Genomic DNA, 26939 nt, shown 5'->3' on the forward strand with positions numbered 1-26939 from the left:
TCGTGTTAGATTTTTTTGATCGCCAGTGAATCCAGATACGCCTGGGGATTCTCAGGGTCAAAGGTCTTGCCATCGAAGAAGGTTTCCACACCGCGAGAGGGGCTGGTAGGAATTTCCGAATCGGCTACACCCAGAGTCTTCGCTGCTTCCCGCCAGAGGTCTTCGCGGTTCACCTTGTCTACTAGAGCTTTGGTATCAAAGTCAGGAGCCAGCATGCCCCAACGGATGTGCTCGGTCAGGAACCACTGGTCATGGCTCTTGTAGGGGTAAGAGGCGTTATCGCGCCAGTACTTCTGCATCAGGTCGGTGCTTTCCAGTTGGCGGGTGCCCAAGTTGAACTTACCAACGGAGCGATCAATGATGTCCTCGTAGGGCACCTTGAACCATTCTCGCTTAGCAAGAATCTTGCACATTTCTTCCTTGTTCTCGTCCTTGTCACACCACTGCTGGGCTTCCAGAACGGCCATTAAGATAGCTTTTGCCGCTTTCGGATGCTGGTCAACCCAGTCAGCACGCATGGCGAAAGCTTTTTCGGGGTGGTCTTTCCACAGTTCACCCGTGGTCAGTGCGCTATAGCCAACGCCCTGGTTCACGGTCTGCAAAGGCCAGGGTTCGCCCACGCAGAAGGCTTCCATAGTGCCCGTCTTAATGTTGGCAACCATTTGAGGCGGCGGTACCACAATTGTCGAAACATCAGTATCAGGGTTGATCCCGCCAGCCGCCAACCAGTAGCGCATCCACAGGTCGTGGGTGCCACCGGGGAAGGTTACGGCCACTTTTACCTCTTTACCGCCTGCTTTCGCCTTGGCAAACTCCTGCTTCAGGGGCGTGCTGTCCATGCCAACTTTCAAACCCTCGTAGGTCTTGGAGAGCTGAATGCCCTGACCGTTGGTGTTCAAACGGGCCAGAATGTACATGGGCACGGGCTTACCATCGGTCACTTTACCCGTGGTGATCAGGTAAGGCATGGGGGTGAGGATATGTGCCCCATCAATGCCGCCACCACCAGAGCCCAACACGATGTTGTCTCGGGTGGTGCCCCAGGAGGCTTGCTTCACCACGTTGACACCAGTCATGCCGTACTTGTCGAAAATTCCCTTTTCTTTAGCAATGATCAGGGGGGCAGAGTCGGTCAGCGCGATGAAGCCCAGGGTGGCGGTGGTAACTTCGGGGGCATCAATGGACGCGACGGGGCTGGAGGAAGAAGCTTCTGGAGAAGCACTGGAGGTGCTGTTAGACGAACTACAGCCGTGAATTAACATCGTCGCTGCGGCACTGGCCCCAGCGGTGATGAGAAAATTACGCCGCGATACCTTGGACATGAGTGAACTCCTGAAATTCGGTGAAAATGAACGAAAAAAGATACAGAACTCTGTTCCCAAGACGGGATGAACCCGTTTGAGACATCGAACGATAGGGTCGTGTCAAAGGTACTGTTGAAGTTCTCAGTCGCTCGTCAGGAGGCACCCGCGGGCTGAGCCGCAAAATGCTCCATCAACAAATCGCGTAATACGGGTCGCAACTCGTCACAAGGAATGCCCTTCATCACACAGGAGCCGAGGGCGGCATCTTTGCCTACCTTGCCTCCCATATAGATATCAACCGCTTCAACAGTCTGGCCATTCTTGCGAATCTTGGTGCCCATCAATCCAATGTCGGCTACTTGAGGTTGACCACAGGAGTTGGGGCAGCCTGTCCAGTGAATGCGGACAGGACGAGAGAGGGCCAGTTCCGTTTCTAGCTCGCGGATCAGGGCGATCGCCCGATTCTTGGTCTCAATCAACGCAAAGTTACAAAACTGTGCGCCGGTACAGGAAACGAGCGATCGCTCCAACCCGCCAGGCGAAACAGAAAACTTTTCTAACAATGGCTCTTGCAGCAGCGCTTCCACTCGAGAAGCCGGCACATGGGGGATGATCACGTTCTGCTCCAGAGTCAGGCGCAGTTCTCCGGCACCATAGACCTCTGCTAAGCGCGCCAGCTCAAACATATCGCTGGCAAAGAGACGGCCTACAGGGATGTGCAATCCCGCATAGTTCAGTCCCTCTTGCTTTTGGGGATAGACCCCAATGTGGTCCCGCTTTTCCCAATTGATTTCGTCTTCCTCAGCGGCAGTCAACAACGTCTGACCCAGGCGTTGCTCTAGCATTGAGCGGAAGGACTGAAGCCCAATTTCATCAATCAGCCACATCAGACGGGCTTTCTGACGATTTGCCCGGGGGCCGTGATCCCGGAAGACTTCCAGAATGGCGCGGCAGAGAGCTACGACCTCCTGAGGAGGTACCCAGGCATCGAGCGGGATCGCCGCTTCACAGCGTTTGGCCGAGAAAAAGCCTCCCACCAGCACGTTGAACCCCAGTTCTCCGGCTCGGTAGGCCGGCACAAAGGCAACGTCGTTAATTTCCGCGTGGATGGAGTTGTCGCGTCCACCTTCGATGGCGATGTTGAACTTTCGGGGAAGATTAGTAAATTCGGCATTGCCCTCGCCCCCATTGGTGATCATGTCTTGCACCTGTTGCACCAGGTCTCGGACATCCATTAACTCGCCTGCATCCAACCCAGCAACGGGAGACGCAGTGATGTTGCGAACGTTGTCCATACCCGACTGCACACTGGTCAGGCCAGCATCCTGCAGGCGGTTGAAAATATCGGGAATATCCTCTAAGCGAATGCCCCGCAGTTGCAGATTTTGCCGTGTGGTGATGTCAGCATTGCCATCATCGCCATAGCGCTGCACAATTTCCGCGAGAACTCTTAATTGCATGCTGGTCAAGATTCCAGCCGGCATCCGCAACCGTAACATGAACTTGCCAGGGGTCACCGGACGAAAAAATACCCCTAACCATTTGAGTCGGTGATCGCGATCGGTTTCATCCATCGCTTCCCAGCCGATCTCTGCAAACCGATCCAATTCGTTCTTGACCTGAAGCCCATCCTTCTCGGCCTTGAACTTTTCAAATTTATTCAGTGTTCCCTGCGGTGCAAGTGTGCCTGTCACGGTTCCACCTTTAGAGCTATCAACATAGGAAGCTAAAACCCTGATTGAATCTGGATTCTGGCGCAACCTGTTGATTTGTAGATTAAGGATCCCCGAGAAGTAATTTCGTAACAGTCGTTACAAATGTTCATCTTTTATGACGGTTATGCAGAATTTGCATGCAGGATTTGCATAATGCACCCTTTTTGGAGGCTGACAGGAGCCGATCGCCGATGCCCCTTTGCCCCTCTGCACAGTAGACTCGCTTTAACGTCCGCTATGAGAAATCCATGACGTTCTCCTCTTCCTATTCCGGCTCCTACACCGCTGCTGCCTCGGAGCCCCTACCTCTCAGCCTTGAAACGGCTTTAGAAAGCCTTCAATCTGAAGACTTTGCCCATCGCTGGGATGCTGCAAAAGTTATTAAGCGTTACGGAGAATTAGCGATCGCCCCCCTCCTCAACCTGCTTCAAGAGGCGGATGATGACGATGATCTGATGTGGTTTATCGTTCGTACCTTAGGGGAAATTGCTCACCCACTTGCCCTTCAAGCCTTGATACAAATTCTGCAATCCACCCATGCAGACGATATCCGTCAGGCCAGCGCCACAGCTCTGGCCCAGCATCCAGAGGCGGTATTACCTCAATTGGAGTTGTTGCTGAAAGATAAGCAGGGGCGATCCCATGCCATCCTGGTGCTGGTGCAAATGCATCATCCAAATGCGTTGCCTTTACTGCTGTCTCTGGCGAATGAGGCCGATACAGCAATCCGCGTCCTTGCCGTTGAAGCCCTCAGTTATAGCCATGACCCAATTGTGCTTCCCATTTTGAAGCAAGCGCTCACCGACCCCATCGCTGCAATTCGCCGTGCTGCGGTAGCCGGGTTGAGCATTTGGAAGGATGACCAAGCTCCCAAAGATCTAGTGGCGTTGATCGCTCCCCTGCTTAGAGATCTAAATTTAGAAGTGTGTCGTCAGGCAATTCTTACTCTGGGGCGGTTGGGGCATGAAGTGGCAATCGTCCCTCTAGATGAGGTATTGCGATCGCCCTACACTCCAGATTCCCTTCGCCCCGATGTGATTCGCAGCTTGAGTTGGATTGATCATCCTGCTGCTCTAGATTGCTTATGGCGCGAACTCTCAACAACTGCTGCCCCTGCCATAGCACAAGAGATTATCGCTATTTTGGGACGATTAACCGCAGCGCATCTGCATCCAACGGCAAATCAAATTCTGCTGGAGGCATTACAGAGTCATAATGCAGTTCTAAAAACAACAGAAGTACGACGGGCGATCGCCCATAGCTTAGGGCAATTGCGTCAACCCAATGCTTTGCAGCACCTCATTCATTTGTTGTTGGATGGCGATCGTAGTGTTCAACTTCACGCTCTTGCAGCTCTAAGAAATTGGCCTACTGCTTCCTTAAATGAAGCGATTCAGTATTTGCGACAGCAGGTTCAAGTTTCTTCTTCCTTAGAAACTGAATTGAATCAGCTTTTGGCAGAATGAAAGTCTCTTTATACAAAAGCGGTTTAGGCTGAACTCATCAGGATACGCCTGGTTTCTTCCCTCTGGTTCTGTTTCCCTGAAACTGCTTGAAAAGTCATTGAAAAGTTTGATTTTTCAAGTTCTTAGGAGATTTCTAGCAATGAAATTACCCCCCAGGATATTGGTGTTTTGCCCGCGAAGCGGGCAAAACACCAATATCCTGGGTAAATTCTTATGCAGAAACGTTCTTAGAACTCGAAAAATCAAACTTTTTAAGTGAGTTCTTAGGGAAGAAAATGACGTCTCACTAATGAATGATTCTCCAACGTGAGCGAGTTATCCCAGTACGGTGGGTTCTCTCGCCACATCATGATGAGGTCAAAATTTCCTGTTGAGAGATAGATATCAAATGTGAAGGGTAAGCAGCAGCACTATCTAGCAGCGGGCTTAACTTGAAAAACTATATAACTATTTATTTATTGAAAGTTCGAAGTTTTTACAACTTAATAAATGCCAGCCAGGTTTGCCCAAGCAGAGGTTCTCTCCACAACCAATGACCTGTAGAGCTGCTTTTGGCGTGTGCACCATCTTCTGCCCTTTGCCTTGCATCCTCCCTACCTTTCCGCATCCCTTCCCCTTTTGCTCCCTTCCCTTCCCCCTGACTGGCCCCTGAAATGTAATCAACGATACTAAGCCGAATCAATAACTCTTTTAATGTGACCGATACAAAGATAGTGCCAGTCTGTCTGCGTGCCTACCTTATCGGTTCAAGCCAGTATGCGCCTGGAGCAATTGCAAGCTTTTCTGTCTGTTGCCGAAACCCATAGTTTTCAGCGGGCGGCCCAGCAGTGCGGCGTATCGCAATCTACGGTCAGTCGGCAGGTACAAAGCCTGGAGTCTGATTTGGGTGTGCCTTTGTTTCATCGAGGCGCTCAAGCCAAGCTGACCGTCGCTGGAGAGCGATTCCTGCCCCGGGCTCGTCGTATTTGCCAGGAATGGCGCAGTGCGACCGAGGAATTTGCAGAGCTTTTGGCTGGGAAACAGCCTGAACTTTGCATTGCGGTCATTCACTCGGTCTGCGCTTCCTATCTCCCCCCTGTGCTGCAACAGTTCTGTCAGGATTACCCGGACGTGCAGCTACGGGTGACTTCCTTGGGAAGCGATCGCGCCCTCAAAGTGCTCCGCGATGGCCTGGTGGATCTGGCGATCGTGATGAACAACCGCTTCTTGACCACCAGTACAGAAATGGTTGTAGATCCCCTTTATGAGGAACCCATTCAAGTATTGATGGCGGCCCAGCATCCTCTGGCCCAGTTTTCTGAAATTCGTTGGGAGGATTTGGCCCGCTACTCGCAAGTTGTATTTAAGGATGGGTATGGCATGCAACGCCTGGTTCAGGAGCAATTTCAACGTCGCAATTTGACCCTACAAGCTACCCTGGAACTAAACACGCTAGATGCATTCCGAGGTACGGTTCGACAGGGAGAACTTGTCGCCCTGTTGCCGGAATCTGCCGTTCAGGAAAATCGTCAGGATCCTGCCCTGGCAGTTCGTCCGACGGCTGAACCTCGCCTCACCCGTCAGGTGGTACTTGTGACAACTCAAGATCGGCTCAACATTCCCCCTATTCAACACTTCCGAACTCTCGTACAGGAATACTTTCAACAGTCTGTTAACCCGCTATTTTCCTCGGTTTCTGCTAACGTAGCGGAACCTCCCACCATACTCTCCCAAAGCTAGTGCTTGCTTTAGAGGTTGATTTTTTGTGAGCTTCGCACGAAAAATCAACCTCTAAAGGCAGCGTTAAGCCGTGTTCTATCCAGCCCGTTTGCTCAGACCGTTGAGAGGTCAGACCCCATGAGTAATACTTTCCGTGAGTTTTTAAAAAAAGTTGGCAGTGGTCCCCATACGGGGAAAGATCTGACCCGCGCTGAAGCCGCTGAAGCGACTCGGCTCATGCTGACCCAGGAGGCAACCCCCGCTCAAATAGGGGCTTTTATGATTGCTCACCGGATCAAACGCCCTACCAGCGAGGAATTGGCGGGTACTCTCGATGCCTATGAGCAATTAGGACCCCACCTGGAAGCAATTACGGCCTCCTATCCAGCGGTAGTAATGGGAATTCCTTACGATGGGCGATCGCGCACCGCTCCCCTCGGGCCCCTGATTGCACTTCTACTGGCAGCGGTAGATTGCCCGGTGATACAGCATGGGGGCGATCGCCTTCCCACCAAATACGGCATCTCTCTGACTGAGCTATGGAAGGGTTTAGGGGTAGATTGGACGACCCTTACGTTGACTGAAGTACAGCATGTTCTCGAACAAACCAAACTGGCTTACCTGTACCTGCCTAACCATTTTCCCGAAGCTCATGCTTTAGTACCCTACCGGGAGCAGATTGGGAAACGCCCCCCCTTTGCGACGGTTGAGCTTGCCTGGTGCCCCTACCGGGGAGATGTGAAGCTAATTTCGGGTTATGTTCACCCCCCTACGGAAAGCTTATTCCAGGGGATCGCTGAGCTGCGGCAGGTGCCCACATTGATTACGGTGAAGGGGTTGGAGGGTAGTTGTGATTTACCCCGCGATCGCACCAGCATTATTGGGATCAACCACTTTATAGGTTCAGAATCTACGTTTGATCGGATTCTGTTGCATCCTCGGGACTATGATCTGGGAGGGTTGGAAGTTCCTCTCCCCGATGATCAGACGATGATTCAAGAGCTGCAAGATGTATTGAATGGTGCAGCGGGTGATTTAACGCAAGCTGTTATCTTGAACGGAGGTTTCTACCTCTGGCAATGTGGCCATGCTCCTAGCCTGGAAGAAGGGTTTAGGATCGCTCAGACCTTGCTCCGGGAAGGGCAGGCTTTGCAAAAACTCAATGAGTTGAAAGCAGCTCTTCAAAAGCCATTAGAGCCTGTTTATTTGGACAATAGAGTCGAACGTATTCCTGCTACCAAACCCAATTTTTAGGGTATACGTTGGAGGGTTGTTTTTTCGTGGGCCAAGCGCACGAAAGAACAACCCTTCCAGCTAGCTTTGAAGCACGCCCATTAATCTTCTAATTGTTCCTCAGCTTTTTGCCAATCTTCCACTGTATTGCAGTTAAACAGAACCTGGCGATCGCCTAAATTCCAGGGCTGCACGGTCACCTCTCCGAGCCATCCCTGAAAGGAGCGGCCCCCACGTTGCACAAAGGTTGTCAAAGCTATTAAGCAGTCCTGCCGATAAAAAGCACATAATGGTTCCCACCCCTCGCTGCTTTGAGGTACAAAAGCGAGCACGTCAGGCGGTATCGCTGTTAGTTGGGTGGTTCCTGCTTGTAAGGTTTCAAGGTTTAACCGTGGCAAATCACAGGCTAACAACAGAATCCAGGGGCTGCTTGCTGCGTCACCCGTAGTCGAGAAAATCTCGGAGGACTCATCTTGAAGCCATTCCAGTCCCCGTAATAACCCAACCAGGGGGCCAGGGGGCTTGTCTCCCTCTGCGGGTAATGGTTCTTGAATGAATCGGCAGGATTTTGGCAAGAGGGGTTGATACCGTTTCGGCCAGGGGGTTACGACCGCAACAGTAGAGCTAACTGCGGCTGCAACTTCATAGACTCGGCGCAGCAAGGGTATCCCGTGTACTGGCAATTGAGCTTTGTCCTGTCCCATGCGGGAGCTACGTCCACCGGCCAGGATGAGCACTGCTTTAGGTTCGGGCGATCGCCTCTGCATAACGCTATCCATAGGATTCTCGAAATAATGCACTATCATCCCACCTGGCTCAAGACCATCGTGAACGCTGGCTGAGTGCCCAAGCCACGAAATACTTGACAAAATCCGTAAAACTCAAACACCTGGCAGATGTTGTCCAAACATCCTGGGCTTTGGGCAAAGGAGTCGAAGAGTAGTATCAGTTTGAAATAAGATGAGGTGCTGATACAGGTGCGCTTCGCGCCTGTATCATGCTCCTCTTCAGAGGCTCGTCTCTGGGCTGCCCTTGAGAAGGGTATAAACCCAGACTAAGAGAGGAATAGTTTTGTAACAGAAAGGTCCCCAACCGAGTTAGAAATTTGGCAAATTTGGCAAAACTAGAGAGGCTGGCACCTGATTTGATCATAGGGGGATCTTTTGCTGCTGTGGCGATCGCTAACTCCCCCTGTCTTAGGAGAACCCATGATGGACACTGGAATTCCAGAACTCAACGCAATCGGTGAACAACTTATGAGCCTGGAACGCCCCAAAAAGCCGAAGATGTTGGTCGTAGATGATGAGCCTGACAACTTGGATCTGCTCTATCGCACCTTTCGCCGTGAGTTTAACGTGCTACGTGCAGAGAGCGGTGTTTCAGCCTTAGAAGTACTGGCTGCCGAAGGTGAAGTGGCTGTCATTATCTCTGATCAGAGAATGCCAGAGATGAAAGGTACCGAGTTTCTCAGCAAAACGGTGCCCCAGTTTCCCGACACGATGCGAATCATCCTCACCGGCTTTACTGATGTAGAAGATCTTGTAGACGCGATCAACTCAGGCCAGGTCTACAAATACATCACCAAACCCTGGGATCCCAACGAACTCAAAACAGTGGTGCAACGTGCTGTAGAAACCTACGAGTTTTACAAATACCGGACAGAACACCTGCGTTGGGCTCAGGCTCAAACACGCCTGCTGGACAAAATTGTGCAGGTAACCCGCCAACCGGTTCCCCTGGAAACAATTCTGAAAGAACTGGCGATCGCTCTCCTCGAAACCTTCTCCGCTGATGCTTGCATCATTCAGATGACTATCGGTGAGCAACTGTCCAAATCTAGCGGGCAAGCACAAGCGGGAGGCGTGACCGCGTTACCGTTGAGCCAGGAAGCCAAGGTGCAGGAAGCGATCGCCACTCAGTCTCCTCAACTGGCTGTTTATGATGAAGTTCCTGATGCACCGCTACGCATCAATTTGTTGGTTCCAGCTATTTTCCAGGGAAAAGTGCTGGGTCTCGTCTCCCTGCAATGGAAAACTAGCTATGCTCTCCAGCAGGATGAACTCACACTCCTCTACCTATCCGTTCAGCACATTGCTCTCACTCTTGCCTGTCTTGACCTCCCGGGGATCACAGCTGAATAGAGTCTGCACCGAGGACAAACTCAACGCATAGAATGAAGTTAGAGATGTTCCTCAAGAACATCTATGTGCTTCTTATTCAGCTCTGTTGACTCAGCTTCTGCTGATATTTGTCCTCGTATTCATAGACCTATGACCCCAACGGTGGAATCTTCCCAACCTATTCAGACTCTCTTTAATCGCATTGCCCCGGTTTACGACCAACTCAATGATTTGCTTAGTTTGGGAATGCATCGGGTCTGGAAACGGATGGCGGTGAAATGGTGTGCTCCTCCGGTAGGAGGTACGGTGCTAGATGTCTGCTGCGGTAGTGGAGATTTGGCTCAACTGCTGGCTCAGCAAGTTGGTTTCCAGGGCAAGGTGTATGGTTTGGATTTTTCGTCAGAGCAGTTGGCAGTTGCGGCCCAACGCACCACGAACCAACCCATCACCTGGGTCGAAGGCGATGCCCTCCAACTTCCTTTTCCCGGCAACCACTTCGATGGGCTCACCATGGGCTACGGTCTCCGTAACGTGGTCGATATTCCCACCAGTCTTAAAGAACTTCACCGTGTCCTTAAACCCGGCACTCGCGCAGTCATCCTCGACTTCCATCGACCCAGCAACCCCACCTTGCAAACCTTCCAGCAGTGGTACCTGGATCATCTCGTCGTCCCCGCTGCCACCCACTTTGGTCTCCACGACGAATACGCCTACATCTTCCCCAGCCTCGAACGCTTTCCCATTGGCTCTGAACAGGTGCGTCTCGCTGAGGCCGCTGGATTTTCTGGGGCCGTACATTATGCGATCGCCAACGGCCTCATGGGTGTCCTAGTCGCAACAAAATAAGAAGGCAGAAGGAAACCCCGTTCTCCTGCCCTCTCCCCTGTCCCCTAGCTTGTTCCTCCACCCCCTCCTCATACCTTGTCGTCCCTCTACTCTTTCTGGCTCTACATTGCCCCCCCGGTTCTCGGCGGCGTCATTGGCTACTTCACCAATGACGTCGCCATCAAAATGCTGTTTCGCCCTTACCGTGCCATCTACATAGGCAAGCGTAAGCTTCCGTTCACCCCAGGTCTAATTCCCAGCAATCAGGAACGGCTCGCCCAACGGGTATCCAATGCCATCATGGGCTCTCTACTGACCCCTGATGAGCTACAAAAAGTGGCCCGCCGCCTTCTTGATCCGTCTCGTGTTCAGTCGGCGATCGAGTGGTTGCTAAGGTTGGCTCTAGACCAACTTCGGGAAGACAAAGAGCAACGTACTGCCAAAATCCTCGCGAAAATTTTGCAGGATCTAGTCGGTGAATCTGTTCCCCGTGCCATCAAAACCCTGGCCCGCCGTGAAGATTTTCTGGAAGAACAACTGAACCAGATCTTTGACCAGGTACTCCTGGAATTTCAACTAACCGAGGCTCAGTCCGCTCAGTTCGCCACCTGGATGCTGGACGCTATTCTCTCTCCCGATGTCATCCGTCAGGGCATTGTCGATTTTCTCACCGATCGCAACATCCAGACGATCGACGACAACTTCCGTGAAAAAACCAGCGGTACCTACTGGGTCGTTGCCAATCTCTTCGGCGTCCGCAATGCCCTAGTTCGCCTCCGCACCTACATGCTCGACGAACGAGATGCAGGAAATGCCCTTATCTCCGACATGTTCCGCACCCTTAACGTGCAACGCCGTCTGCAAGAATGGCTGCAAAATTTCTCCCTACAAAACTTACCCGTTTCCACCGTACGCCAACTTCGCAAAACCATGCGCGATAGTGTGCGTGACTACGTACAGACAAAAGGGGTTGATCTCTTGCATGGGCTCAGCGGTTCAATCAATTGGGATCACGTCTCCACCCTCCTGATTAACCGCTTACAATCCTCCGAGGTGGTAAACAACTCTCTGGAACCCGTCAGTCGGGAGCTGACCCTGGTTCTGGAACGCTACCTGGAACGGGATTTAGAAGCCCTTGTCACCCAAATTATCCCAATTCTTGATCTCGATCGCGTCATTATGGAACGAGTCAAAGCTACTTCTCCTGCTGAGCTTGAAGATGCTATTCAGGGCATCGTCCGCAATGAGCTCCAGGGTATCGTCAACTTGGGCGGAATTCTGGGGATCTTGGTTGGGTTGGTGCAGACCGCAATTCTTTTGAGTACACGATAAGAGAGAGGGCGACATAAATGTCGCCCTCTCTCTTATCGATTCAAGTCTCCGGAACGGAGAGGGGGGGATTCGAACCCCCGTTGGATTTGACTCCAAAACAGATTTCGAGCTAGGTGCGCACAGACTGAAATTATTGATACATAGGGATTCTAAGGGCAGGCTGAACAGTGCCCCTCAGTTACCCCTCACCTTCAAACTTGGTTTGATAGATTGAAATCTATGGATTTAGTGAATAGCCGTTTGCATTTCTATGGTTGCGATCGCCTGCCGGGTTTCTAGCTTCGCCACACTGAACTGATTAAGCATCAAAGTCAATTCAATCTCAGCCTGGGCAACTGTATCCTGAGCCTTATTAAGAGATGTTACGGCTTCTTCCATCTCAGCAGTGCTCATTAGTTCTCCCAGCTTTGCCTTCCGCTGGTTGTCATTCTTCAGGTCGCTATCGAAAGCCACCGCATATTCAACGCGCAACTTGAGGCGAGCCAACCGGTTTTCTGTCTGGTCACGGCAATCTTTAGCCGTTCTTACGACCTGTTGGAGGGCGGCGATCGCGCCGGGGAAATCAGAGAGTTTCATGGTTCTGGGTTAGTCGCTGCATGGCCTTCGTGAAAGCGTGTCGATTGAAGGCATAATCGTCGCGGCCCTCAATGACGTGAAACACGGCATCACTGGCCATCATTTCTATAGTGCCCTCCATCCACAGCACCAGGGCTTGCAGCAGTTCCTCCAGGGGATAGCAGTGCCCTTCTTCATTTAGATAGTGAGCCTGCAACTGCTCAGCGGCCTGCTGCAAACTCTCAATGGTGGTGTCGGTGATGGTGGGTCGGTGGGTAGTGAGCATAGGTGGTCCCCTCGTGTGACGAGAGGGTTCCACGCAGCCTAATTGTCTGTCCTTTTCGGGTTATCTTCGCTACTTTCAAATGCAAGGAGGATTTCAAGATTTCTTCTTATTTCTAGAGTTTCCTATCAAGCATTGATAAATATTGGCTGAGATCGGTTCATCCTGTGAAGTTTCTAATTAATCTTGTAATTATCAGAACTTCCTCAAATTCGCCATACTTAGAATCTCTTTGAAGAGCTGATTTTGGTGTGCCGTGTGCACGAAAAATCAGTCTTCTACGGGTCTTTTTAAACACGCCCCTAAACATTTTTTTGTATGTGATTTACTTCGTAAACTACACACAAAAGAAATGTAAGTTCTGGCTGTGAATGAATCAGTTAGTGCTATCTCCCAATTTTCGATACATCGCATTATCGCCATTGGGTAAGGGAGAAAAGTGCTTATGAAGGCTTTAGCGTGGGGTTATCGGCTTGGACAAAAATTATCCGGCAGGAAAGATGACCGAGGCTATGCTATGCCTGTTGCCATTGGGTTTGGTCTAGCTATCTTAATGGTCACTACGGCCATGCTGTCGCGATCGCAAACTGACACCATGAGCGCCAACTCGCAGGAAGCTATTGGTAGTAGCCTGAACGTTGCGGAAGGTGGACTAGCTCGTGTTCAGTCTTTCATCAATAACAACCGTTCTGTTTCCACCTATAACTTGAGTTCCTGGGCCAGCACACGCTCCACCATGAGTACTGGTCCATCGTGTGGGACATCTAATACCACGGACATTGTTGCATTTGCCAATGCAGCGCGTACATGGCAGAATCTTGACCCCACTAACCCAAGTAAAGGCCAATATCGCGTGGTGGACTATACTTATGCCTCCAGTGATCCAACCAGACCTAATAGTGCTCCGGGTATCGGTACCTTACAGGTGGAAGGACGGCTCACCAACCGTAGCAGTGTGAACAGTTTGCGGGTTACTATTCCTATCCAAGCCGGTGATCTAAGTGGTGTACCAATTCCTGGCCTATGGCTCAGTGGTGGTGCTACAGGAAACAATTCCATTAAGGGGAATGTGGTTACCAATGACTGTTCAGTTGGGCTCAGTTCCTTCCAGACAACAGGAGTTGATCCAAGCACCAATGAGCCTTACCGGGCTTATTACACCACGATGCAGCTTCCCCCTCTGCCCCCTCAACCAGCAGCGAACCAGCTCAACACCCTACCTCCTAATGCCTTTAACAGTACCAACACGCGAGATATTGTTCTGCCACAAAACAATGACCGAGCCACAACCCGAACCTTGAATAATGGGCAGTCAGTACAGGTTTATGAATATTTGATCAATAGCCTAAATATTCCCCAAAACGGCAGCCTGACCATTACCCCTGGAACCCGAGTCACGTTCTACTTAAATGGCAGCATTAATCGTGGGGGGAACATCATCCATGACTGTACGGGAGTACCTAACTGTTATCCCACCAATTTCCAGATCTTTGGCTATGGCCCTATCGGCAGTACCATCTGCTTAAACGGCAACAACTACATCGATATGTTTGTTCTGGCTCCCAACTATACATCTGGGGTAGCAGGTTCTGGGGGTAATGGCGGTATCCGTGGGACGGCGTGGATTAAGGACTGGAGTAATGGTGCTGGCTGTGGCTCCAACACCAGCAATATCACCGTAATTCAGACTGCAAACTGGGATTTGATGAGCGTTATGCCCTTAAACTTACCTCCTCGGTTTTCTCCCATCAGCACTTGGCAGCGGCAGGATGCACAACCATAAGAAGCTGTTTGGCAATCTAGACTCTCCTCCCAGATCACTTAATATGGGCACTAGAATTCCGGAGCCCTACCTTGTGCCAGCTGCAGTAGTCTAACCTCAGGATTGTCTGCGTGGGCGGCAACTATTCAAGCTCAAGAAAAACCCCGAAAGCCTCACCGAGAGAAGGTTTCCGGGGTTTTTAACTGATGTTGAAGAACAAACTGGCACAATCAGGCAGAATCAGGGTTTCAGTTCATAACCGAATAGCGATTAAGTCCAAATTTAGTCCATTGTTTTTGGATTCAACTGGCACATCAGAAAACTGTCACACATTGCTTGACTTTTCTGTTTGAGTAGCTTCTCTCATCTGTGCCTCCAAAAACTCCTCTCCTTTAGTTGAGAGGTACCACAGTTTAACTCTGGACAACTTATGTTGCTTCCTCCAAAGGATCATCCCCTCCCCTTGCAGCTCGTTCACATAGCGACGGGCCAAGGGTAACTCAGCTCCCCTACGAATCGTTTCAATCGTTGAGCCTGGGTATTGCTGAATGTAACGGAGTGTTTTGAGTTGGCGATTGTTCAAGCTCATGGCTGTGTTCGGTGCTCCCGACTTTGGATGCAGCTTGTGTGAAGAGTCAGTGAAGAAGGGGTGAAACCCCCTCGACGTCTGCCCATTTTCCGAGGATCCACCCGGAGCAAAGCCGGACAGAGTGAGCATTATTGAATTAGCGGACCTGTTTGCCCTGAGTGATGCACTGCATTTGATTTCGACTCATGGGAAGCAGCTCAGCCCTCACCCTTCCCTCCCCTCGTCGAAATGTCACCCGCCACAGTTCAGGTTCTATGCCGCCTCTCTATGAGCGGTTACTCAGTACGTGCTATTTCCCGCCGTACCCACATTCCTAAGTCCACAATCCACGACTGCCTGAAAAGGCATCTGGGTAAGAAGTCCCAGGAAGTACGCCAGGGCTCATTCCTAATCCTAGACGAGCATTTACAACGTGGTTCGCTCACTGAGAAGCAACAGTCTGAGGTACGGTCCTGGGTTGCAAAGAACCAGGAACGGATTATGCAGATCGATATGCAAAGCAACACCCGGTTGCTGACCGTTAAGCGCGAGCAGGAGCTGTCATGGCGCGAGTGTGGCTCTAAGAGGGATTGGAGAGAGGCTACCTGCCTCCCAAAGGATCTCGGCGATGCGGCTTAACGCTTCTATATGGGCTGCATTAAATGACCCACGGCCCACCGGCTACATCGACTTAGTGCAGCTTGAAGAATGTCTTTATCAGTTCTGGGCTGGAACTCTGGATGAAGTTCCGGACATCAGCCGGATCTATCTTCCCGTAGACCAGCTCATTGAGGAGCAACCACTGCTCAGCCAAATCGATAGTGATTTGATGCGAAGCTGCTTAGCTTGGCTTTCTCTAGCTCACTGGAATGCGATCGCCTTCCAGTACAGACCAGAGGAAGCGCAACATCGGAGGGCGATCGCCCGTGATTTTGTGAATTCGGATGCTGCCAACTTCGAGCTGTACTGCCGTGAGACTTACTTTCAAGCCCTGGTGAGCCTGGGTGAACTCGTTCATAAGAAGCTTTGAGATGCTGACCCCACAAGACTGGATTACCCTGGCTCACACGAAATGGACGCGCTTTAAAGCGATCGCCCCGGTTGCCCGCACTTCCCTAATGAAGTGGACCGAAGAGGACAAACGACTGCTGATTGATTGCGCCTCGGATATGGATGTTGAAGTGATTAACGATCACATCTCAGAGGTGTCTTGGTTGGCCTGGTTGGTGCTGGGTTGTGAAGAATTGGGAGTCTATTCTAGAGACTCAACACTCTTTGAAGGAGACACACGCCGAATTCCTCCTATAGAATCGGGAGAAATACCCGACTTATTGGGAGAGGTTGAAGCTATGGTGGCGACTCTAGATCGTGGGCAGGTAGAAGAGTTAGCAGTGAAGGAATTTCAGGCAACCCTGGATGAGCAGATTGATAGCATTGCTGATGAAGCGGTGCAGAAGTACCTTTCAAGCTCTGAGTTCCAGAACTACGTTTCCCAGCGCTTAGCGCAGAAGTGGCGATCGCCATCCTCCACCAACGGTACTTCTGCAACTGCGACCATTGAAGCTCCCACGACTCCCACTGAAGCCCCGGCAGCAGAGCCAGCGGCGGAAACTCCTGCAACAACTCCCAGTTTTGAAATTAGTCGCAGCTACTCCATTACCTTGTGGAATGCGATTCAGGCCATCATCCCTGACTCAAGCACTCGCCTGGATATGCTGACTAAGATTCGGGGCAAGCGAAAGGAAGGCAAAGAATTTCTCAACCAAGTGACCGCTGCCTATCCGGAGGAAAAGCGAGCGAAGGCCTGGACCGAGCTGACGAAGCCTCAAACTCTAGATGCTGTAAAGGCAAAGCTCCAGCCTAATGCGACGAAAGCTGCCCCACCAAAAGCGAAAGGTACGCCATCTAAACGGGCAAAATAAGATCAGCAAACTTTCAAGGTGAACATGAGGCCTCCCGAAATTGGGGGGCTTTTTTTGTGGGTGCGGAGGAACCATTTCACCGAAATCTACAAAAGTGCAGTTTTGTTGAATGGCAGATTCTGACGCTGCTTTGACGAGGGCGAGTAGCGATGACAAGTTAATTGAAATGTGGCTCCATGATCGCCCCGCCGGAACCCAAACTAACTATCGAGCAACCGTGCGATCGTTCCAACGGTTTCTCAACTTCAAACCTTTGCAGAGCATCACTCTTGAGGATCTACAAGCCTATCAAGATAGCTTGAGCGAGCAGCAGTTAAAGGATTCAACGAAGCGTTGCAAACTTAATGCAATCAAATCACTATTTACATTCGCGACGAAGTTGCAATATACCCGCTTCAACGTTGCAGCAGCCGTCCGCGTCAAGAAGGGCCGAACAACATTAGCAGGCCGCATCCTCAATAAATCTCAAGTTGCAAAGATGCTGCGAGAGGAGAGCAACCCCCGCAATGCTGCTCTGTTGAAGCTGATGTATGCCACCGGTGCCCGGGTGAGTGAGGTGTGTGGTTTGACCTGGGAGGACTTTCAGGAGCGTGATGATTGCTCGGTTCAGGTTCGCATTCTGGGCAAGGGTAACAAGCAGCGGGTGGTGCTGGTGCCAGAGCCGGTGTGGGATGAGGTGAGGCGGCTTAAGGGCGATCGCTCGGTTGGCTCCCCTGTGTTTGTTGGCAAGCAGGGCAAGTCGTTGGATCGGACGACAGCCCACAAGATTCTCAAGGCAGCAGCGGAGCGGGTTGGGCTCAACTCCAAGGTGAGCTGCCATTGGTTGCGCCATGCTCATGCCCAGCATTCTCTAGCGGGTGGAGCACCGCTGCCCCTAGTGCGAGACTCTTTGGGGCATTCCTCCATTGCAGTTACCAACGTTTATCTGGAGTCCAGTCCAGAGGATTCCAGTAGTAAGTATTTGGGATTTTGATGTTAAATCCTTAGAAGCCAGACGCAGGAATACTTCCACCTCTGAGTTAAATGGATATAATAACCCTCAAACCACGAGGAATCGTTGAGGGTTTATGAACAAAGGTGAACTTGTAGACAAAGTGGCTGAGAAGGCTAATGTCACCAAAAAGGTGGCAGACGCTATCGTGACCGCAGCAGTCGAAAGCATCATGGAAGCTGTATCTCAAGGCGACAAAGTAACTCTGGTTGGCTTCGGCTCCTTTGAGCCTCGCGAGCGGCAATCCCGTGAAGGTCGCAACCCCAAGACCGGGGAAGTCATGACTATCCCTGCAACCAAAGTGCCTGCATTCTCCGCTGGAAAGATGTTCAAAGAGAAGGTCGCACCTGGCGCTGAGGATAACTAAAACAATCTCTAACAGTGTTTACTGCTCCTCTCTCCCGCCTCCGTCGGCGGGATTTTTGTAGCTAGATACAATTGAACTAGACTCTTAGGACTAGCTATGAGAAGTGAGAGCGATCGCTATGCCTGAAGCTGCACGATGCGCATGGGAAGTCGTAGCTGGGATAATCCCTGGGCAGCCCATCCCGTCGATGACTAGGCGATGGGGAATGACCGCAGCCGAGTATGAGTCGCCGTTGGCAGACCAGATCTATCTGAAACGGATGATGGATGCGGTCGAGTACGCACAATCGTTGCAAAATCCCCAGCAGGTTAACTGGGTACGATTGGATTGGATTTGGTTCTAAGGACCCGTATGCATATTGAAGACGTCAAAATTGGCAAGCGCTACCGCAACCTGAAGACCAGGGGTATCTACTATGTGGTCGGCTGGGGGTACCACTCAGAATCCCTGGAAACCGTCATTGTTTACATTGCCCAAGGGGCAACACTTTGGACGCGCTTCTGGCTTTGGGTGATGGCGATCGCAGCTCGGCAGGTTCAGGAAGACGTGGGGGTATGGGTACGGCCCGAGAAGCTATTTGCCGAGAAGTTTGAACCTATAGATGGTAACCCGTGAGGCTATGCCAGCAGCCATGCCTCCAGTCGTTTGAGCACATCGGCGGGCGTGTGCCCATCCCATTCTGGGGCCCTTTCTCGTACCGGAATCCCCTTCAATAGATCCCACATCCGAGCTGGGAGATGGTAGGTGATTGTCCCGGTAGGCAAGTCCATCCCAGCGATAAACCACCCGCCCCAATGGGAGCCGTCGTGGTGTTGGTGGCTTCTCCAGCAGCGGTCTTTGCAGAACATGCCAGTGGCGTACTCTCGCATGAAGGCCGCAAACAGTAGGCAACGGTGGTCATACAGCTCGTCTATGGTGTGGTAGCCATCGCTCGTTTTACCGGGGATGCAGGGCACGAAGCTGGGTTGTCCCGAACCATCAAAAACCGTTACGCCCTGAGCATTCTGGGTTGCAGTCATCTTTTGCCTCCAGCTTGATGCCTCAATTATGGCCTCCCCCTCCCCCAAATCCGGACACCCGCATATATAGAGGGGTCTAATTTTCTCCCGCCCCTCTGGGGAGAAGCCATGGTCGCCATTATTGATGAAGTCCGCAGCAGAAAGCAGCAGGCCAAAACACCTGTCACTGAGAAGACAGCCGAGCTGCTAGCCAAATATGTTCGTGAGTCCAATGAGGACCGCAAGCGGCTGATTGAGAGCCAGATCGTTCGTCTGAACCAAGGTCTGGTGAAAACAGTGGTGGGCCGGGCCAAGGAGAATGTGCCGAACTGCCTGACCCTAGATGATCTATTTAATGTAGGGGTGCGAGGGCTGCTGAAGGCGATCGAACGCTTTGATGCGAGTCGCAACTGTGCCTTCAGCTCCTATGCTGTGCCCTGGATTCGGGGCGAAATTCAGCACTACCTCAGGGATTACACCCCCGACAGCGGCATCAAGATCCGCCGACAGAGCCGGGAGGTTCGGGCAGAGGTCCGGCAGAAGACAAAGGCTCGCTGCCAGAGAGGGCAGGTTGTAAGTGAAGAATTTGTTGCGCTGACGATGGGTATTGAGCCCGAGGAATGGGCTCAGATTGTGGCGGAAACAAGCCGTCTCCACATAATTTCGTTGGACTCCCGCGACTCTGCCTCCGATGAGCCGCTGCAACTGGAGGCCCCCGAGGAGGAAGAAGAGTTGGCTCCCGACCCCGAGCGGGAAGCAGTACGCGGGAAACTGGTGTGGGCGATCGCCCGAGTCCCAAATCCCAAAGCCCGACATTGCCTGGAACTGTTCCACGCTGGGTGGGAGATGGAGGCGATCGCCAACCAATCGGGAGCGTCAGTAACGGAAGTGGAACACTTAATTCAGATTGGAATCACCGCTATCCGCAGCAAGCTGCACCTAAACCATGCCTGACACCCTACTAGCTCCTGAAACCGTTGCCCAACCCGTTCAAGTCGAAATTGTCCAGGAATTTGACCTTGGCACTGTTCCTGCTGCCCTCCGCGACTCGTTGCATGAAGACACTCAAGCCATCCGAAAGGAGATGGAAAGCACTGCCCAGGCTCTCTACCGGATTGGGGCGATCGTCTCCAAATGGCACGAAGCCCTGGGGGACTACCACGGCGCATATACGGCCTGGATTAACTATTGCTTTGAGAAAAGTGCATCCTACGCTCGGGTTTGTGAAGCCGTTTATGCAAAGTTCTGTAACGGAAACGCGCAGTTGCTGCGCGCTTTCGATTTCAACTCACTCCAGATCCTCTGTGCCCCAAGCGTGTCATCTGAAGTATTTGATAGCGCTCTGGCTTTAGCTCAGAAGGGACAGCAGGTTACCAAGGCCCGTGCCCAACTCCTCAAGAAAGGGGTGGCAGTAATGACGGTGGCAGAGGGTGACCAGGTGGCAGTGTGCAACCCGATGTCTCCCGCTTATAGTGCTGATAAGCCCCTCACGGGTAAGGTTTATGCGACTGATCCAAAGCATGGTCAGATCGATATTGAGGACGCTGAAGGGAAGCTGCACCGGGTTACCTTATGGGAGCTGAACGCTCCGGCCCCACTCCCTAAGAAAGAAGAGAAGCCCCCAGCTCCCCCAGCCCTTCCTCAGGTTGAAAGCGTGGATGCCGTTCGCCTAGCAGGAGTTGAAGAAGTCCTACAGCGGCTCATTGCAGCCGGATTGGCCGCGGCTCCCCTGTTGCCCGTTGGTTCCGAACGGGTTGAACTGGAGTTGGCGATCGCCACCGCAAACGAATTTTTCTAGGGCACTCCGGAGCTCCGGAGCTCTGGCACCCTCCAACCACTTAGACATAGGAAATACTCCTTTACACCGCTGCTCCTAACCATGAAGGGGTAGCGGTTTTCTATTGGGGGTCATGCGATGGCCATTGCTGCCTCTAATGCCCTCTCTCCCCTCTGCTGCGGTAAATCTGAGCTGTACCGCAAAACCGCAATTCCCCTCAAAGCTTTGCAGCATGGGAACCCTGGCCGTGTAACGTTCGATTGCGGTCGCGGCAACTGCGGTAAATGGCAAAGTACACCCCAGAGTTCAAGGAAGAAGTTAAGCAGGCCTATTTGAGCGGCAATGAGTCACTGTCTGCGATCGCTTCCCAGTTTGGTGTAGGGGAGCGAACGGTCGAAGGCTGGTCGAAGGAAGGCGGCTGGGATGGGCTGAAGAAGGCCAGCAAGGTTGTGCCCATTGGCGAGGGTAAGAAAAAGGCTAAGCCAGCGCAGGCCAATGACTATGACGATGCACCACGCATCCGGCGATCGCCCAATAGCCTAGACCCTTTGCAGCTCGTGGATACGGCCCTATACGACGTCAGCGGTATGATGGGCGGCGGCGAGGATGGGCGGGAGATAGCTGCCCTGGCGGGTGCTCTGTGCAAGCTCATTGAACTGAAGTTGAAGTTGGAACCACCCACGGCCGCTGCCCTGGCTGAGCGAGTGATCGCCCTGGGTCTGACACCCCATGAGTTCGCAGCGGCGCTGAAGGACCAGTGGCGACTCAAAGCGTAAAGCAGAGCTTTTTTGATGACTTAGAAGCAGAGCTGGGCATTGCTGAAGGGAGCGATCGCCCGGAGGAAGCGGCGCGTCTTGCAGAAGCCCTCGTTGAATGGGCAAAGCCACTCTTCAACCCAGCTCGGTACAAGTGCCTCTATGGGGGCCGGGGAAGTGGTAAGAGCTATGCGATCGCCGATGCCCTGTTGATTACCGGGTTGAGCCGCAAGATTCGTGTGCTCTGCGCTCGCGAGTTTCAGGAGTCGATGAAGGAGTCTGTTCATGCCCTGCTAAAGGAGCGGATTGCAGAGCTGGACCTGGAGGATTTTTATAAGGTGCAGGCCGATACCATCATCGGCAAGAACGGCTCGCAGTTCATCTTCAAAGGGGTTCGGCATAACGTTGCCAGTATCAAATCAATGGCGGGGATTACCCACTGTTGGTTTGAGGAGGCCCAGACCATCAGTCAGGACTCCTGGCGGGTTGTCATCCCCACCATTCGAGAAGAGGGCTCTGAGGTCTGGGTATCGTTCAACCCGCTTAATGAGTCCGATACCGTCTATCAGGAACTGGTAGCCAAAGACCGTGCCAGTGCCTACATTCGCCGCGTCAATTGGGACGAGAACCCCCATTTCCCCAGCGTTCTGGATGCCGAGCGCCGGGAGATGGCAGAGACAGACCCAGACGCCTATCACCACATTTGGGAAGGTGGGTTCTGGCTCCGGAGCAATGCCCAGATCCTCAATGGCAAGTGGGCGATCGCCGAGTTCGAGCCTGGCCCAGGGTGGAATGGCCCTTACCATGGCGCTGACTGGGGATTCAGCTCTGACCCGACGACGGCTATCCGCTGTTGGATTAACGGACGCAAGCTTTATATCGAATATGAGAGCTATGCTCACAGCTTGGAACTGGATCAGGTTGGGCGGTTGTGGCTGGAAGACATCCCTGACATTGACCGCTACTCCGTGAGGGCCGACAGTTCCCGACCTGAATCAATTAACCATGTACGAAGAGGGCGATCGCCCTCTGGCAACGATCCTGGATGCCCATCCATTTCGAAACTGGTAGCAGCAACGAAGGGGCCGGGGTCGGTTGAGGATGGCATTGCCCACTTGCGGAGCTATGAGCAGATCGTTATCCACCCGCGCTGCAAGCACACTATTGAAGAGGCTCGGCTCTATAGCTATAAGGTGGATCGGCTGAGTGGCGAGGTACTGCCGATCATCATTGATGCCCATAATCATTGTTTTGATGGAATTCGGTACGCCCTAGAACCCATCATGCACGCTCGCTCTGGCAAGGCCCAGAAGTCGGGCATCAAGTTTGCATAGGCCAGTGGAACCCTCCCCGCATGGCCTACAACTATTCCGACAGATTTAAAGCAACTGCCGTTCGGGACGGGAAGCCCAACATAGCAGCAGGTGATCCGCAGCAGAAGCGATCGCCCGTTTTTTTGCCGGGTGACCTGCACGAAGAGATGTGTCCCTACTGGGATGCCATTGAGGCTGTGCGAGGTGGCACTCAGAAGCTATTGGAAATGGGTGAGGCGTACCTCCCCAAAGAGCCGATGGAGGACGACGAAGCCTATAGCCGTCGCCTGAATCGGGCTGTGTTAGGCTTCACCCCCTGGTATGTGCGGCTTGTGGCTGGCATGACGGGCACAGTATTTCGGAAGCCTGTGGTGATGCCAGAGCAGGTTCCTGTAGAAGTGGAGCCGCAGTTTAAAGACTTGACCCTCAAAGGTGACGGCATTGATGCCGTTTCGGCTGAGTGGTTTGAGTCGGGTGTGGATTACAACTACGCCGGTATGCTCATCGACTACCCTGACACCGAAGGCCTCCAAACACGCCGGGATGAGCGCGATCGCCAGGTGCGCCCCTACTGGATTCTCTACCCCGGCTCCAAGATTCTCGACATCGAATATTCCCAACAGGGCAGTGTGCGGAAGGTGTCTTTCGTGCGCCTACATCAGGTTGTGAAGGAGTCCGTAGAGGGCAGTGAGTTTGAGAAAGAGTTGATTGAGCAGGTGTTGGTCTACGACCTGATGGCCACCCCCGATGGCACCCGCTGCCGTTACCGCATCTTCAGGCAGGATGATGATGGTGAATTTGTCCACAAGCAAGGGATAACTTCGCTGGATGAAGTGCCGTTTGTGGTGTTCGCCGTCGACAAGAAGAACGACATGGCGATCGCCCCGCCGATGACCCAGATCGCCAACTTAAATCTCAAGCATTATCAGTTATCAGGTGACATAGATCATGCGCTCCATATTGGTGCTGTTCCCCGGCTATTCATTTTTGGGATGAGTGCCAATGAGCTGGGAGACCTCGGCTCTACCAGTGAGGCCGTATGTATCCCCAACCCTGATGCAAAGGTGGAATGGGTTGTTGCACCCATCACTAGCTATGACGCCCTTCAGAGCCGCATTGAGAAGTGCGAGTTGCAGATGGCCTCTCTGGCTCTAGCAGCCATGCACGCCCAAAAGAATGTGGGTGAGAGTGCCGACGCGAAAAAGCTAGACCGCGCGCAATCGGACAGCATCCTGAGCCAGATGGCGATCGCCTTCCAAACAGCTTTAAACCAGGCTCTTGCTATCCACTGCAAGTACATAGGTCTTGAGCCAGTAGAGGTTGAAATCCCCCGTGACTTCGACGCCACCCAGATCACCAGCGACATGGTGCGAGCGTTGGCAGACGTGGTGAACACCGGACGGCTTACCACTGAAACCTTCCTGCGGATCCTCCACCGAGGCGAGTTGGGCTTCCCCGATGGCTGGACTGTGGAGGACGAAGTGAAGCGACTGGAAGCCGAGAACAAACAGGAGGCAGCTCCAAAGCAGCTCCCTGACCCATTCGGGGAAGAGGACATCCCCGACGAAGCCGACCCAGAATCTGAGCCCGAGCCCGACCCTGAATCAGTTGATCAATAGAGGTTTACCATCCCATGATTTCACTCGTTAACCCCACCGAAGGCTTCCACCGACTTTGCGGCGCTGAGATTCCTGTGCAGAGCACCGAGCTGATGGATACGGATATGGGCCGTGTTGTGCATGTTGAATTCTTCATAACCGAGGCGATCGCCCGTCAAGTATCCGAGGCCCATTGCAGCCGAATGCCGCTGCCCTATGAGAGCCGGATGTCCTACGCCAATGGCGCAATGCCCCTGCACTTTAACGCTCTGCTCTACATCAAGAAGATCCGGCTGGCTGCGGATGAACTAATCACGGTAGAAGCCGAAGGGCCTGTCATTGGAGATGCTGTGGATGTCATTGATGCTGACCTGGTTCTAGGGGAAGCGGGTGAGTAATGCTCCTTGAATGGGATGCTCTACCCGAGCTGATAGACGCTTACGATCGCCGCTTCCGGTTGTTGGAGAAGGAGGCGATCGCAGCGATAGACCTTCGCATCGACAATGCACTGCAAGTGCTTGAGAGGGCATTTATCCCGACCTACACGGCCCTGCTGCTGAACCCATCCCTCACCCCATCGCAGAAGCGAGCGGTGCTGATGGATCAACTAAGACAGCAATCGCAGCTGATCAACCCAGCTATGGAGGCCGACTACCTCGACCTATTCGAGCAGCTCATTGAGACGAACACCCAGGGCGGTGCACAGTTAGGCCGTGAGCTGACTGGGCACAGTGCTCCGGTCATCTCCACCGTGGCGATCGCAGCCCTAGCAGCCGAAGCCGTCCGACGCTTGTACTCCCATAACGCTCGGTTCCAGTCCAAGCTTTCAGCTCTGGCTGAATTTGGGTTTAGCCGTCGTCAGGGGGCGCGAGCCATGCTGACCGAGATCCGAAAGGGAGCGGGGGAGCTAAAAACTCGAGCACGGGCAATCGTAGAGACGGAAGCCAGCGGTGCCCTCAATGGAGGGGCGATCGCCACCTACCAGGCCGCTGGAGTGGCGCTGGTGATGTTCTACACGGTTGGTGATGACAAGGTGTGTGGGTATTGCAGCCCTCGTCAGGGACTGGTCTACCAGCTCGGGGAAATTGCGACCCCGCTCCACGTCTTCTGTCGATGCCTCCTGTTACCCCTGCTGGAAGTCGACCTTAGAGATCCGCGCTTTCAAAAGTGGTCACGCGCTGCCTCACTAGCAGCAATGAAAGAATTGAGGAATGCTGGGAAGAGGGTCGCGAATAGTGTCGCCCCCTTCGAGCGAGCAGCCGGGCGCGATCGCCCTCCTAAACCAACGTGGAGCCCACGATGAATGAACCCAACATAGGTGATGCCCTAACCCCTGACCAGGCCGCCATCCTCACCGAAGGCATTTGCCCCATCTGCTTTAAAGAGGTTGAATTTGTAGGGGACCAGACCTGGAGCTGTGGCCAGCATTGGTGGAGTTTGGTGCCAGATGAGCCGGGCGATCGCCCCCACTCTGGAACTCCATAGCCTTGGCGGGAACTATCCCGCTGACGATTTAAGGCTATGCCCACCCTATGGGAATCGAAATCCGTACCGACTTTGACACGCTGGAAGAAGCGATCGCTTACCTCACTGGGGATTTGCAAACCGCTGTTTCTGGCTTGGAAGACGAGAAAACAAAACTACTGGCGAAGCGTGACGAGCTGCTAGCTACCGTCCGCAAAACCAAAGACAAATTCACCAAGTTTGAAAAGTACGTCGATCAGGACCTCGATATTGATGAGCTGATCGAGATCAAAGACAAATTTGAATCTGGCTCCAGCGATGTGAAGGCGACCTATGAGAAGCGGTATGAAGAAGACCGCAAGCGCTGGGAGAACCGTATTAAAGCTCTGGAAGACGAGCGAGCTACTGAGAAGCAGGAAGCTGCTCAGGAGAAGGAAAAGAGCCGCGTTGCCCTTATCAAGTCGGATGGTATTGCAGAGCTGAGCAAGCCACAGTACCAAGTCCGCAACCCTCAGCAATTCTGGACATTGTTTTTCGAAGGCCAGGTTGAGCGCAATGACGACGGCAAGCTCGTGATGAGCGGCGACTATAAGTCCATTGCTGACCGCATCAAAGCCCTCGAAATGGAAGAGGACAACTTGCACCACTTTAAAGCGAGTGGTGTCTCTGGCTCCGGTTCATCGGCGGGTGTCGGTGGGGTAAAGGCCAAGAGTAACCCTTGGAAGAAGGAAACCTTCAACCTCACCGAGCAGGGCCGAATCACCCGCGAGAATCCCGAGGAAGCTAAGCGTCTGAAAGCCGCAGCCGGGAAATGAAGCACCGGGGCTCAGGAAGATAGACAACCCATAAACCACCAAGCGCTCCACCAGGGGCGCTTTCTTGTTGCGGGAACC

At 52.7% G+C, this 26939-nt stretch carries 29 protein-coding genes; 23 read left to right on the forward strand and 6 right to left on the reverse strand.

The features are described 5' to 3' along the window. Positions 1-5: 5 nt before the first annotated feature. Together NDI52_RS14140 and NDI52_RS14145 are read right to left on the reverse strand one after the other, a co-directional pair. Positions 6-1322 (reverse strand): ABC transporter substrate-binding protein, encoded by a 1317-nt coding sequence (locus NDI52_RS14140; RefSeq protein WP_190773054.1) that lies wholly within the window; start codon positions 1320-1322, stop codon positions 6-8. 134 nt (positions 1323-1456) lie between these two features. Beyond that, a complete protein-coding gene (locus tag NDI52_RS14145) occupies positions 1457-2998 on the reverse strand; it encodes a ferredoxin--nitrite reductase (protein ID WP_190773055.1) in 1542 nt (513 codons plus the stop codon). A gap of 269 nt (positions 2999-3267) precedes the next feature. On the opposite strand from NDI52_RS14145, the gene NDI52_RS14150 reads away from it, so the two are divergent. The 3 genes from NDI52_RS14150 (at position 3268) to NDI52_RS14160 (ending at position 7437) form a co-directional block, all read left to right on the forward strand. After that, a complete protein-coding gene (locus NDI52_RS14150; RefSeq protein ID WP_190773056.1) occupies positions 3268-4485 on the forward strand; it encodes a HEAT repeat domain-containing protein in 1218 nt (405 codons plus the stop codon). Positions 4486-5241: 756 nt separating this feature from the next. Next, the gene (locus NDI52_RS14155) at positions 5242-6204 is read left to right on the forward strand and encodes a LysR family transcriptional regulator (protein ID WP_190773156.1); all 963 of its coding nucleotides are present in this window, start codon (positions 5242-5244) and stop codon (positions 6202-6204) included. Positions 6205-6321: 117 nt separating this feature from the next. Beyond that, positions 6322-7437, forward strand: coding sequence for an anthranilate phosphoribosyltransferase family protein (locus NDI52_RS14160; protein ID WP_190773057.1), 1116 nt, complete (start codon positions 6322-6324; stop codon positions 7435-7437). A gap of 80 nt (positions 7438-7517) precedes the next feature. Here NDI52_RS14160 and NDI52_RS14165 read toward each other — a convergent pair whose 3' ends face one another. After that, positions 7518-8195, reverse strand: a complete 678-nt coding sequence (locus NDI52_RS14165; protein ID WP_348256443.1) for a molybdenum cofactor guanylyltransferase — start codon at positions 8193-8195, stop codon at positions 7518-7520. Positions 8196-8627: 432 nt separating this feature from the next. On the opposite strand from NDI52_RS14165, the gene NDI52_RS14170 reads away from it, so the two are divergent. The 3 genes from NDI52_RS14170 to NDI52_RS14180 all read left to right on the forward strand — a co-directional run bounded on the left by NDI52_RS14170 (position 8628) and on the right by NDI52_RS14180 (position 11693). Further along, positions 8628-9557 carry a response regulator gene (locus NDI52_RS14170; RefSeq protein WP_190773158.1) on the forward strand — a complete coding sequence of 310 codons (930 nt, stop codon included), beginning with the start codon at positions 8628-8630 and terminating at the stop codon, positions 9555-9557. 129 nt (positions 9558-9686) lie between these two features. Then, positions 9687-10382 (forward strand): bifunctional demethylmenaquinone methyltransferase/2-methoxy-6-polyprenyl-1,4-benzoquinol methylase UbiE, encoded by a 696-nt coding sequence (gene ubiE, locus NDI52_RS14175; protein ID WP_190773058.1) that lies wholly within the window; start codon positions 9687-9689, stop codon positions 10380-10382. A gap of 75 nt (positions 10383-10457) precedes the next feature. Beyond that, the gene (locus NDI52_RS14180) at positions 10458-11693 is read left to right on the forward strand and encodes a DUF445 family protein (RefSeq protein ID WP_190773059.1); all 1236 of its coding nucleotides are present in this window, start codon (positions 10458-10460) and stop codon (positions 11691-11693) included. Between the two features lie 225 nt (positions 11694-11918). Here the strand turns inward: NDI52_RS14180 and NDI52_RS14185 are convergent, their stop codons facing one another. Then, positions 11919-12269 (reverse strand): hypothetical protein, encoded by a 351-nt coding sequence (locus NDI52_RS14185; protein WP_190773060.1) that lies wholly within the window; start codon positions 12267-12269, stop codon positions 11919-11921. Beyond that, positions 12256-12534: a hypothetical protein gene (locus NDI52_RS14190; RefSeq protein ID WP_190773061.1), complete on the reverse strand. Its 279-nt coding sequence runs from the start codon at positions 12532-12534 to the stop codon at positions 12256-12258. The genes NDI52_RS14185 and NDI52_RS14190 overlap by 14 nt, the downstream gene beginning before the upstream one ends. Before the next feature lie 442 nt (positions 12535-12976). On the opposite strand from NDI52_RS14190, the gene NDI52_RS14195 reads away from it, so the two are divergent. The 8 genes from NDI52_RS14195 to NDI52_RS14230 all read left to right on the forward strand — a co-directional run bounded on the left by NDI52_RS14195 (position 12977) and on the right by NDI52_RS14230 (position 18756). Beyond that, positions 12977-14314 carry a hypothetical protein gene (locus NDI52_RS14195; RefSeq protein WP_190773062.1) on the forward strand — a complete coding sequence of 446 codons (1338 nt, stop codon included), beginning with the start codon at positions 12977-12979 and terminating at the stop codon, positions 14312-14314. A 796-nt stretch (positions 14315-15110) separates the two neighbouring features. Beyond that, positions 15111-15500: a DUF4160 domain-containing protein gene (locus NDI52_RS14200; RefSeq protein WP_190773063.1), complete on the forward strand. Its 390-nt coding sequence runs from the start codon at positions 15111-15113 to the stop codon at positions 15498-15500. Further along, on the forward strand, positions 15490-15891 hold the full coding sequence (locus NDI52_RS14205; RefSeq protein ID WP_190773064.1) for a hypothetical protein: 402 nt from the start codon (positions 15490-15492) through the stop codon (positions 15889-15891). The genes NDI52_RS14200 and NDI52_RS14205 overlap by 11 nt, the downstream gene beginning before the upstream one ends. 1 nt (position 15892) lies before the next feature. Beyond that, positions 15893-16783: a hypothetical protein gene (locus NDI52_RS14210; RefSeq protein WP_190773065.1), complete on the forward strand. Its 891-nt coding sequence runs from the start codon at positions 15893-15895 to the stop codon at positions 16781-16783. Positions 16784-16892: 109 nt separating this feature from the next. After that, entirely contained in the window at positions 16893-17756 is an 864-nt protein-coding gene (locus NDI52_RS14215) for a tyrosine-type recombinase/integrase (RefSeq protein WP_190773066.1), read from the forward strand. A gap of 94 nt (positions 17757-17850) precedes the next feature. After that, a complete protein-coding gene (locus NDI52_RS14220; RefSeq protein ID WP_190773067.1) occupies positions 17851-18141 on the forward strand; it encodes an HU family DNA-binding protein in 291 nt (96 codons plus the stop codon). Positions 18142-18259: 118 nt separating this feature from the next. After that, the gene (locus NDI52_RS14225; protein ID WP_190773068.1) at positions 18260-18484 is read left to right on the forward strand and encodes a hypothetical protein; all 225 of its coding nucleotides are present in this window, start codon (positions 18260-18262) and stop codon (positions 18482-18484) included. Between the two features lie 8 nt (positions 18485-18492). Then, complete coding sequence (locus NDI52_RS14230) at positions 18493-18756, forward strand: DUF1653 domain-containing protein (RefSeq protein WP_190773069.1); 264 nt, start codon at positions 18493-18495, stop codon at positions 18754-18756. Between the two features lie 2 nt (positions 18757-18758). Here the strand turns inward: NDI52_RS14230 and NDI52_RS14235 are convergent, their stop codons facing one another. Then, entirely contained in the window at positions 18759-19160 is a 402-nt protein-coding gene (locus NDI52_RS14235; RefSeq protein WP_348256444.1) for a hypothetical protein, read from the reverse strand. Between the two features lie 108 nt (positions 19161-19268). On the opposite strand from NDI52_RS14235, the gene NDI52_RS14240 reads away from it, so the two are divergent. The 9 genes from NDI52_RS14240 to NDI52_RS14280 all read left to right on the forward strand — a co-directional run bounded on the left by NDI52_RS14240 (position 19269) and on the right by NDI52_RS14280 (position 26861). Next, complete coding sequence (locus tag NDI52_RS14240) at positions 19269-20093, forward strand: sigma-70 family RNA polymerase sigma factor (RefSeq protein ID WP_190773071.1); 825 nt, start codon at positions 19269-19271, stop codon at positions 20091-20093. After that, complete coding sequence (locus NDI52_RS14245) at positions 20086-20937, forward strand: hypothetical protein (RefSeq protein WP_190773072.1); 852 nt, start codon at positions 20086-20088, stop codon at positions 20935-20937. Before NDI52_RS14240 ends, NDI52_RS14245 begins: the two co-directional genes overlap by 8 nt. A gap of 263 nt (positions 20938-21200) precedes the next feature. After that, positions 21201-21692, forward strand: a complete 492-nt coding sequence (locus tag NDI52_RS14250) for a helix-turn-helix domain-containing protein (RefSeq protein WP_190773073.1) — start codon at positions 21201-21203, stop codon at positions 21690-21692. Continuing rightward, on the forward strand, positions 21674-23005 hold the full coding sequence (locus NDI52_RS14255; protein ID WP_348256445.1) for a PBSX family phage terminase large subunit: 1332 nt from the start codon (positions 21674-21676) through the stop codon (positions 23003-23005). The genes NDI52_RS14250 and NDI52_RS14255 overlap by 19 nt, the downstream gene beginning before the upstream one ends. A 20-nt stretch (positions 23006-23025) precedes the next feature. After that, positions 23026-24603 (forward strand): DUF4055 domain-containing protein, encoded by a 1578-nt coding sequence (locus NDI52_RS14260; protein ID WP_190773074.1) that lies wholly within the window; start codon positions 23026-23028, stop codon positions 24601-24603. 14 nt (positions 24604-24617) lie between these two features. Next, positions 24618-24980, forward strand: coding sequence for a hypothetical protein (locus NDI52_RS14265; RefSeq protein WP_190773075.1), 363 nt, complete (start codon positions 24618-24620; stop codon positions 24978-24980). Beyond that, positions 24980-25885 carry a minor capsid protein gene (locus NDI52_RS14270; protein WP_190773076.1) on the forward strand — a complete coding sequence of 302 codons (906 nt, stop codon included), beginning with the start codon at positions 24980-24982 and terminating at the stop codon, positions 25883-25885. Before NDI52_RS14265 ends, NDI52_RS14270 begins: the two co-directional genes overlap by 1 nt. Then, a complete protein-coding gene (locus NDI52_RS14275; RefSeq protein WP_190773077.1) occupies positions 25882-26067 on the forward strand; it encodes a hypothetical protein in 186 nt (61 codons plus the stop codon). The genes NDI52_RS14270 and NDI52_RS14275 overlap by 4 nt, the downstream gene beginning before the upstream one ends. A 47-nt stretch (positions 26068-26114) precedes the next feature. Next, positions 26115-26861, forward strand: coding sequence for a hypothetical protein (locus NDI52_RS14280; protein ID WP_348256446.1), 747 nt, complete (start codon positions 26115-26117; stop codon positions 26859-26861). Positions 26862-26939 lie beyond the last annotated feature (78 nt).

It is taken from the genome of Leptolyngbya sp. PL-A3 (genome assembly GCF_039962325.1).
GTDB lineage: Bacteria > Cyanobacteriota > Cyanobacteriia > Elainellales > Elainellaceae > Vacuolonema.